Below are 7,686 nucleotides of genomic sequence, written 5' to 3'. Positions count from 1 at the left end.
CTCTCGGAGATGCGTGGGGTTCATGCCCAGATCGCGATCGATCACAATGTGAAGGTGTGGTTTTGTGATCCCCATTCGCCCTGGCAGCGTGGCACCAACGAGAACACCAACGGGCTACTGCGCCAATACTTTCCGAAAGGGACCGACCTATCGGTACACAGTCGCGAGCACCTCGACCACGTCGCCGCAGCACTCAACAACCGACCACGCGCCGCACTCGGATTCCGCACCCCCACCGAAGCCTTCACCGAACTGCTAACCTCGCACACTCAGCCATAGGTGTTGCCACAATCCCTTGAACCCGCCCGTCGACTGGGCGCCGCATAACGTCGACTGTGCGCTCGAGACGGTCGACTGTGCGCCGCATACCGTCGACTGGGCGCCGCGTACCGCCGACTGTGCGCGCCCAGTCGCGGTGCGCCCCAACACGTCAGCGCCGGCTCAGCGTGACCTGGAAGTCGCCGGCAGGATCAGACCAGGTCTCCACGACCGGCAGCCCGGCGTCGGACAACTCGGCGGCGAGTTGCTCCGGCGCGAACTTGGTGCTGATCTCGGTGAGGATCTCGGCACCTTCGGGTAGCTGCCACTCGCGATCGAGTGCACCGAGGTGCGCGTTGACCGGACGCCGCGCCCGCAACCACATCTCGATCCGGTGCAGCTTGGGGTTCCACCGGGCGATGTGGTCGAAGTCGTCGACGAACAGCCCCGACGCGTCGAGTCCGCGGCGCAGCACCTCGATCATGTTCCTGTTGAAATCCGCTGTGACACCGGCTTTGTCGTCATAGGCGGCAACCAGTCGGCCGGTGTCCTTGATGCGGTCGGCGCCTAGTAAAAAGTAGTCGCCAGGACTCAACGCCTCCGACAGTGCGGTGAAGAAGTCGTCGCGCGCGGGGTCGTCGAAGTTTCCGATGGTGCCACCCAGGAACGCCGCCAACCTGGGTCCGTCGGACTGCGGCAGCTGGAGCCCTGGTGCGGTGAAGTCGGCGAGCACGGGCTCGATCGTCAGCGACGGGTAGTCGGCGGCGAGGATCTCGGCTGTGCCTGCGAGCATTTCGGCACTCACGTCGACCGGTACGTAGGTGAACTCACGTCCGCGTTCGGCAGCGTGTGCGGCAAAGGCGTCGAGCAGCAGTCGCGTCTTGGTCGACGTTCCCGAACCCAACTCGACCATCATCGTCGCGTCCGTCGTCGACGCGATGTCGGCGGCGTGCGCGGCGAGGATCGCTGTCTCTCTGCGCGTCGGGTAGTACTCGGGCAGGAAGGTGATCTCGTCGAAGAGTTTGCTGCCGCGTTCGTCGTAGAGCCATTTGGTCGGCAGGACAGGCGGGGTTTGCCAGAGTCCCTCGGCGGCATCTGCGGCCAGGGCCGGATTGGCTGTGGTCGAGATCATCGGGCCAGGCGCAGACCGGAGAACACCCAGCGCGAATCGGCTGGGAAGAAGTTGCGATAGCTGACCCGCTCATGTCCGCGAGGTGTGATCGCGCTGGCACCGCGCAGCACATGCTGGTCGCACATGAACTTGCCGTTGTACTCGCCGACAGCCCCGTTCGCGGGTGCGAACCCTGGATAGGGCAGGTACGCACTCGACGTCCACTCCCACACGTCGCCGATCATCGCCGACCCTGCGCGTCGGGGATGACATCGTGCCGGATCGAGGAGCTCGCCACGCGCGCCGCCAACGCCTGCCGGGTTCGGACCGCCCGGCACGCTTGGCGCACCCGTTGCCGCGTACTCCCACTCGAACTCGGTTGGCAGCCGCGCCCCCGCCCACCGCGCAAAGGCGTCTGCCTCATAGAACGACACGTGCGCGACGGGCTCGTCCCACACGACAGGTCGACGCCCCGACAACGTGAACGTGGTCCACTCGCCGTCGTCGAACGACCAGTAACCCGGTGCGCGCCAGCCGGTTTCGTTGATGTGTGCCCAGCCGTTCGACAGCCACAGTTCGTGCCGTCGGTAGCCGTCGTCGGCGATGAAGTCGAGCCAGTCGGCATTGGTGACAGCGCGCTCGGCGATCTCGAAGTCTTCCAGGAACACGCGATGCCGCGGACCCTCGTTGTCGTACGCGAAGGTCTCGGGCGTGGTGCCCGATCCGGCGAACGGTGTACCGACCTCGACGACGCCGCCTGCGACCTCGCGCCATGTCAACGCGTCGGGCTCGCCCTGCTCGTCGGCGGGGCGGTCGACGTAGACGGGGTCGAAGTGGTGCGTGGAGAACAGATGCTTGAGGTCCATCAGGATCAGTTCCTGATGCTGCTGCTCATGATTGCAGCCCAGCTCGAGCAGCCCCAGCGTCGACTCGTCGTGGTCGCCGCGCTGAAGAAGTTCGGTCATCGCGGCGTCGACATATTCGCGGTAGCGCGTGATGTCGGTGATGCCGGGCCGGGTGACCAGCCCGCGGTCGGGTCGCGGGTGTCGCTCGCCGACGGTCTCGTAGTAGCTGTTGAACAGATAGCGGAAGGTCTCGTCGTACACCACATACGACGGATCGTTGCGCAGGATGAACTCTTCGAAGAACCAGGTCACGTGCGCGCGATGCCACTTGGCGGGGCTGGCCGCGGTCATCGATTGCGGTGTCTGGTCTTCGGCCGACAGCGTCGAGCACAACTGATCTGTCAGTGCGCGGATATCGAGGAATCGCCGTGTTCTCGACGCTTCGTCTGTGGCAGGTGCCGAAATCTGCTCAGCGGATATGCGATTGGTGATGCTCACTGGAATACCTCCGGTGGCTGTTCGTCGCGGGACAAGCGATCAGACGATCACTCGCCGACAACACCATCGTTGCCAGGGCCGCGCACCCTGTCAACGCGGTGGGCGTCGACCAGGCGGTTCGCGTACTCCTGCATCCAGTCCAGCACAGGGGTCTGACATTTACCCCTGACCGAAGCGCTCAGCGGCCCTCGGCCTCGTCCTCCCACTCGGCGTCGGCGGCGTCTTCGCCCTCGTCGACGACGTGCACGGCGGCTTCCTCGGCGCTCGCGCCCGCACCGTCGATTCCGCAGTCGGTTGCCACGGCCTCGGCTTCGTTGTCGACGACGCCACCCTGATCGGGTGCGAGGAGTCGGCCTGCGCGTCGGTCGCCCACCTGGTCGTCCTCGATGAACTCGGGGCTCGAATCACTCTCGTGCGCTTGCCAATCGGGGTGCTCGTCGCGCTCGATCTCGTCGATCGGGTCGTCCTTCTGCCACGGGTCGGGCTCTTCCTCGGAGAGCTTCTCGTCGAGCGACTCGCCCTCGCGCATCTCGGATGCGGTGAGCCCGCGCATCGCGGCCTTGGGCTCGTAGTCGGGCGGTGAGTACCCCTCGTCGAGGACGTCGTCGACGCCACGGTCGTCGAGTGAGTCCTGAGGCTGCAACTGATCGTCGGGGTCGAGTGCGTACTCGCTGTCACCTTCGATGATGGATTCGTTTTCGTCGCTCACACCTCCACGATAGGCCCAGGAGCGAATCGCAGAAGACGGCACGCGACGACTCGCGATCAGGGAAACTATGGAGATGTTGGCAGAAATGCAACAGGATGCCGAGTCGCTCTACGCCGCCGGCGAGTACGACCACGCCCTCGCCGAGTTCTCGGTGCTACGCGAAATGCGCTCACGACGCGAAGGGCCCTATTCGGTGTCGTACCTCGCCAACGTCCACGACTGCGTGCGCTGCATGTCGGCACTCGAACTGTGGGCCGATTCCAACCCGCTCTGCCACGAGCTATACGGCAAGTACGTGCACACCCACGGCCGCGGCGAGGCCGACACCGTCGACGTCGCCAAGCACTGGGCCTGGGCACTGGTTCACCTGTCCGACTACGCACGCGCGCTGCGCCTCTACGTGCTGACCGCCGACGCCCTCTGGGACACCGACCCAGCGCAAGCGCGCAGATTACTCGGCGCCGCAGCCGTTCACCGCCACGACACCGACCCCACGACGCTGCTCGCCGACGACCGACTCGACGGCGTACCGATCCATCACGCGGGAGCGTTGGGCTCAACGCTTGCGGAGTTCATCTCGACGACACCGCCCGCAGATGTCGCGCAGCTTCCCGAACGGGTCACCATCGACGGACTTCTCTACTGAGAATTTCGCGCTATGCGGCGTAGCCCGCAGCCCTGATCTGGGCACTTTGGCGCGAGAAGTAGTCCTGCTCCACCTGGCGAGATCTCCAACCCCGGGCGACGTCGCGCATCGCTCGACCGGTACGTACACAATCCGGTCGTCAGCGCGAGGCCACGACAATAATTGTCGCCGCGCCCCGCTGACGTCACAGTTGTGTACGTACCGCCCCGGGCGACGCTCAGCGTCGCCCGGGGCGCACCACATTTGCCGCTAGTCGGCCACGCGATTGCGTCGTCGTCGGAACACGTGGGTGTCGAAGGCCAGACCGCCCGCCGATGCGAAGCCGACCGCCAGGAGACCCGCGATGAGCGCGAGCGGGAACTCGTAACCGCCGTCGGATGCCCAGAAGCCCTGATCGATGTGTGCGACGAAGATCGCGCCGACCATGTCGATGATCAGCAGCACGGAGACGAGCGGCAGGAGTACGCCGACGATCAGCAGGATGCCGCCGATCAACTCGACCCAGGTCGCGTAATACGCCGAGAACTCGGGAAATGGTGCACCCATCTTGGTGAAGCTGGCCTTGGTTCCGTCGAGTCCGAAGGTGTGGAGCTTCTGCCAGCCGTGCGCGATGAAGATGATGCCGAGAATCACCCTCGCGGCGAAGAGTCCGAGACTACGGATCGGGTACATGCTGTCACCTTTCTCGGGACGTGGTTCGCCCCTGTTGCCTTACGTATCGAACATGAATTTAACCGGACCCTAGTCCGTTTACAACCTGACGCGCCTCACAGAAGCAACGCTACGGGTAGGGTGAGTTCTCGCGTCCTGATCGAGAAAATGACGCCGAAAACGCCCACTCCCGACAAGCCGGACAGGCTCGGGAAGTGCGACGGTAGCCAGAGCCGAAGAGTGAGCCAGTAGAGCCAGAGACAGGAGTCGTTGCGTGCCGGGTAAGTCGGGGAAGAACTCACGGCAACCTGTTCTCGGTACACCGACCGACAGCGTCGACCCCTACCTTCCAGACAATGGCAATCTCGGTTATCGCATCTCCCGATACGACCTCGACCTCGAGTACAAGGTCGCCAGCAACCGCCTCGAAGGCACCGCGACGCTGACCGCGACATCGTATGTGGAATTGGCACGTTTCAGCCTCGACATGGCGTCGACGCTCAACGTCAGCAAGGTCACCGTCAACGACAGGCGGGCCAGGTACAGCCACCGCCAGCGCAAGCTGTTCATCACCCCCGACTCGCCCATCCCGCCGGGCGGAGCCATGACGATCGTCATCCGTTACAGCGGCACCCCTCGACCCATCCGCGGCCCGTGGGGCACTGTCGGATGGGAAGAACTGACCGACGGCTCGTTGTGTGCCAACCAACCCAACGGCGCGGCGTCGTGGTTTCCCTGCGACGACCACCCGAGCGCCAAGGCGCCCTACCGCATTTCGATCACCACCGACAGCCCGTACTACGCGCTGGCGAACGGCGTACTCGCGTCCAAGCGGGTACGCGCAGCACAGACGACGTGGGTCTACGAGCAGATCGAACCGATGTCGACCTATCTGGCATCGATCCAGATCGGACCGTACGAGCACATTCGATTGGCGTCCAAACCCGTTCCGGTAGAAGCGATCCTGCCGTCACGACTAAGAGAGAACTTCCGCGTCGACTTCGGCAAACAGTTGGAGATGGTCGAGGCGTTCACCGAGATGTTCGGCCCCTACCCGTTTGCCAAGTACACCGTCGTGGTGACCGACGATTCGCTCGAAATCCCCATCGAGGCACAGAGTTTCAGCACATTCGGGGCCAATCACTGCGACGGCAGCCGCGACGCCGAGAGGCTGATCGCCCACGAACTCGCCCATCAGTGGTTCGGCAATTCGGTGACACTCGAACAGTGGCACGACATCTGGCTCCACGAAGGATTCGCCTGCTACTCCGAGTGGCTGTGGAGCCAACGATCGGGCGGGCGAAGCGCCGACGAATGGGCGCGACACTACTACGCCAAGCTGGCCGCCCACCCTGTCCGGGTAACGCTCGTCGATCCCGGACCGCGCAAGATGTTCGACGACTGGGTCTACAAACGTGGCGCAATCACGTTGCACGCCTTACGTCTTCGCATCGGTGACGGCAACTTCTTCGCGCTCCTGCGTCGCTGGACCGACAAGTACCGCTACGGAACCGCCAGCACCGAGGACTTCATCGCGCTCGCCGCGAACTATTCCGACGCCCCGCTGAACGACCTCTGGCAGGCCTGGCTGTTCACCCCGGAGCTTCCCGCGTTTCCCGAACCGTCCTGACGCCGGCACATCGGTGTGTCGATGACTTCTGGTCCTGATCCCGAGATCTCCGCGGTATCCGACGATGCGAGCGGGCGCAGTTCTGGCGGACACAGTTCTGGCGGACGCAGCGCCGTCGGGCGCGTCACGATCGCGACGATCATCGCGGCGGCGTCGGGCTACCTGGTTCTGCTACTCGCCGCGCGGCAGCTCGGCGCAACGGGATACGCCGTCTTCGCGGTCTTCTGGGCGGCGTACGGCCTAGTCACCGGCGCACAGAACGGGCAGCTCCAGGAGACGACGCGCACCATCCGCGCCGCCTCGGAGAGGCTTGTGAGTGCCGCCTCGGAGACACCCACACGCCTCGGCCGACCGCTGCTGGTCAACGTCGGTATCGGCGCGGCGCTCGCGGTCATCGTCGCGGCGACGTCGCCGCTGTGGAGCGGCCACGTCTTCGACCAGTACCGTGCGCTGTCGGTGGTGCTGCTCGCCGTCGGGGTCGCGAGCTTCGCGGTGTACGCGCACCTCTGCGGCGCGTTGTCGGGGTCGCTGTCGTGGTCGCCGTTCGCCGTCCTGCTGAGCGTCGACGCGCTGATCCGACTGGTCGGCGCGGGCATCGCAGTCGCTTTCGGCTGGGGCGTGCTGGCGTATCTGGTGATCACGGTGGTCGGCTCGGTGTCGTGGATCGTGGTGCTCGCGACGTCGTCGACAGCCCGACGCGCCGTCGGACTGCCCGGCGACGTCGACGACCGACGCCTCGCGGGCAACACTCTCACCGCGATGGCGGCCGCGCTGGCGTCGGCGGTGGTGGTGATGGGCTTCCCGGTGCTGATCAACATCACCGCGCGCGCCGACGACGATTCACGCGTCGTGGGAGCTGTCATCCTGGCGGTCACTCTGACCAGAGCCCCACTACTGGTGCCGCTCAACAGCTTTCAAGGGGTGCTGATCACCCGGTTCGTCGCAGCGCGCGACGCGTTGCTGCGTTCGCTCGCCGTGCCGCTGGCCGCGGTCGTCGTGGTCGGTGCGATCGGCGCGGTCGCGGCCTGGGCGATCGGCTCCTGGCTGCTCACACATATCTTCGGCGCCGACTTCACGCTCGGCGGCGGCACCATCGCGTTGTTCATGGTCGGCGCCACCGCCCTGGGACTGCTGACCGTGACCGGTGCGGCAACGCTGTCTGTCGGAGCACACCGGTGGTACGCGGCAGGCTGGTGGGTTGCCGCGATCGCCTGCGCCGCGCTGCTGACCGTGCCGCTCGAGGTGACCGACCGCGTCGCGCTCTCCTTGGTCGTCGGGCCGCTCGTGGGGGCGGGCGTGCACCTGGGCCGGCTCGCTACGTTCTCGACGTAATCAATT

The 7,686-nt window shown here is 65.3% G+C and carries 8 protein-coding genes; 4 read left to right on the top strand and 4 right to left on the bottom strand.

Translation table 11 applies throughout. The features are described from left to right. On the top strand, positions 1-279 hold a 279-nt coding region (locus ABW18_RS19460), incomplete at its 5' end, for an IS30 family transposase (protein WP_049700658.1). A 151-nt stretch (positions 280-430) separates the two neighbouring features. Here ABW18_RS19460 and egtD read toward each other — a convergent pair. The 3 genes from egtD to ABW18_RS19445 all read right to left on the bottom strand — a co-directional run bounded on the left by egtD (position 431) and on the right by ABW18_RS19445 (position 3,421). Continuing rightward, positions 431-1,390, bottom strand: coding sequence for an L-histidine N(alpha)-methyltransferase (egtD, locus tag ABW18_RS19455; protein ID WP_049700627.1), 960 nt, complete (start codon positions 1,388-1,390; stop codon positions 431-433). Then, the gene (egtB, locus tag ABW18_RS19450; RefSeq protein ID WP_049700626.1) at positions 1,387-2,712 is read right to left on the bottom strand and encodes an ergothioneine biosynthesis protein EgtB; all 1,326 of its coding nucleotides are present in this window, start codon (positions 2,710-2,712) and stop codon (positions 1,387-1,389) included. Before egtB ends, egtD begins: the two co-directional genes overlap by 4 nt. A gap of 178 nt (positions 2,713-2,890) precedes the next feature. Further along, complete coding sequence (locus ABW18_RS19445; protein ID WP_049700625.1) at positions 2,891-3,421, bottom strand: DUF5709 domain-containing protein; 531 nt, start codon at positions 3,419-3,421, stop codon at positions 2,891-2,893. A gap of 85 nt (positions 3,422-3,506) precedes the next feature. Between ABW18_RS19445 and ABW18_RS19440 the strand changes: the two genes are divergently transcribed. After that, on the top strand, positions 3,507-4,067 hold the full coding sequence (locus tag ABW18_RS19440) for a hypothetical protein (RefSeq protein WP_053117524.1): 561 nt from the start codon (positions 3,507-3,509) through the stop codon (positions 4,065-4,067). 249 nt (positions 4,068-4,316) lie between these two features. Here ABW18_RS19440 and ABW18_RS19435 read toward each other — a convergent pair whose 3' ends face one another. Further along, on the bottom strand, positions 4,317-4,739 hold the full coding sequence (locus tag ABW18_RS19435) for a DoxX family protein (protein WP_049700624.1): 423 nt from the start codon (positions 4,737-4,739) through the stop codon (positions 4,317-4,319). Between the two features lie 253 nt (positions 4,740-4,992). Here ABW18_RS19435 and ABW18_RS19430 point away from each other — a divergent pair, with 253 nt between their 5' ends. Together ABW18_RS19430 and ABW18_RS19425 are read left to right on the top strand one after the other, a co-directional pair. Continuing rightward, entirely contained in the window at positions 4,993-6,348 is a 1,356-nt protein-coding gene (locus ABW18_RS19430) for a M1 family metallopeptidase (protein ID WP_049700623.1), read from the top strand. Positions 6,349-6,369: 21 nt separating this feature from the next. Then, positions 6,370-7,680, top strand: a complete 1,311-nt coding sequence (locus ABW18_RS19425) for a polysaccharide biosynthesis protein (protein WP_049700656.1) — start codon at positions 6,370-6,372, stop codon at positions 7,678-7,680. Positions 7,681-7,686: the final 6 nt, after the last annotated feature.

Source organism: Gordonia jacobaea, assembly GCF_001186365.1.
Lineage (GTDB): Bacteria > Actinomycetota > Actinomycetes > Mycobacteriales > Mycobacteriaceae > Gordonia > Gordonia jacobaea.
This window is presented reverse-complemented; position numbering and strand designations above follow the sequence as displayed.

What these genes read in the sequence shown, in the direction of transcription:
- ABW18_RS19440 (WP_053117524.1), top strand. Translation starts at nt 3,507, where the DNA reads ATGCAACAGGATGCCGAGTCGCTCTACGCCGCCGGCGAGTACGACCAC.
- ABW18_RS19435 (WP_049700624.1), bottom strand. Translation starts at nt 4,739, where the DNA reads ATGTACCCGATCCGTAGTCTCGGACTCTTCGCCGCGAGGGTGATTCTC.
- ABW18_RS19425 (WP_049700656.1), top strand. Translation starts at nt 6,370, where the DNA reads ATGACTTCTGGTCCTGATCCCGAGATCTCCGCGGTATCCGACGATGCG.
- egtD (WP_049700627.1), bottom strand. Translation starts at nt 1,390, where the DNA reads ATGATCTCGACCACAGCCAATCCGGCCCTGGCCGCAGATGCCGCCGAG.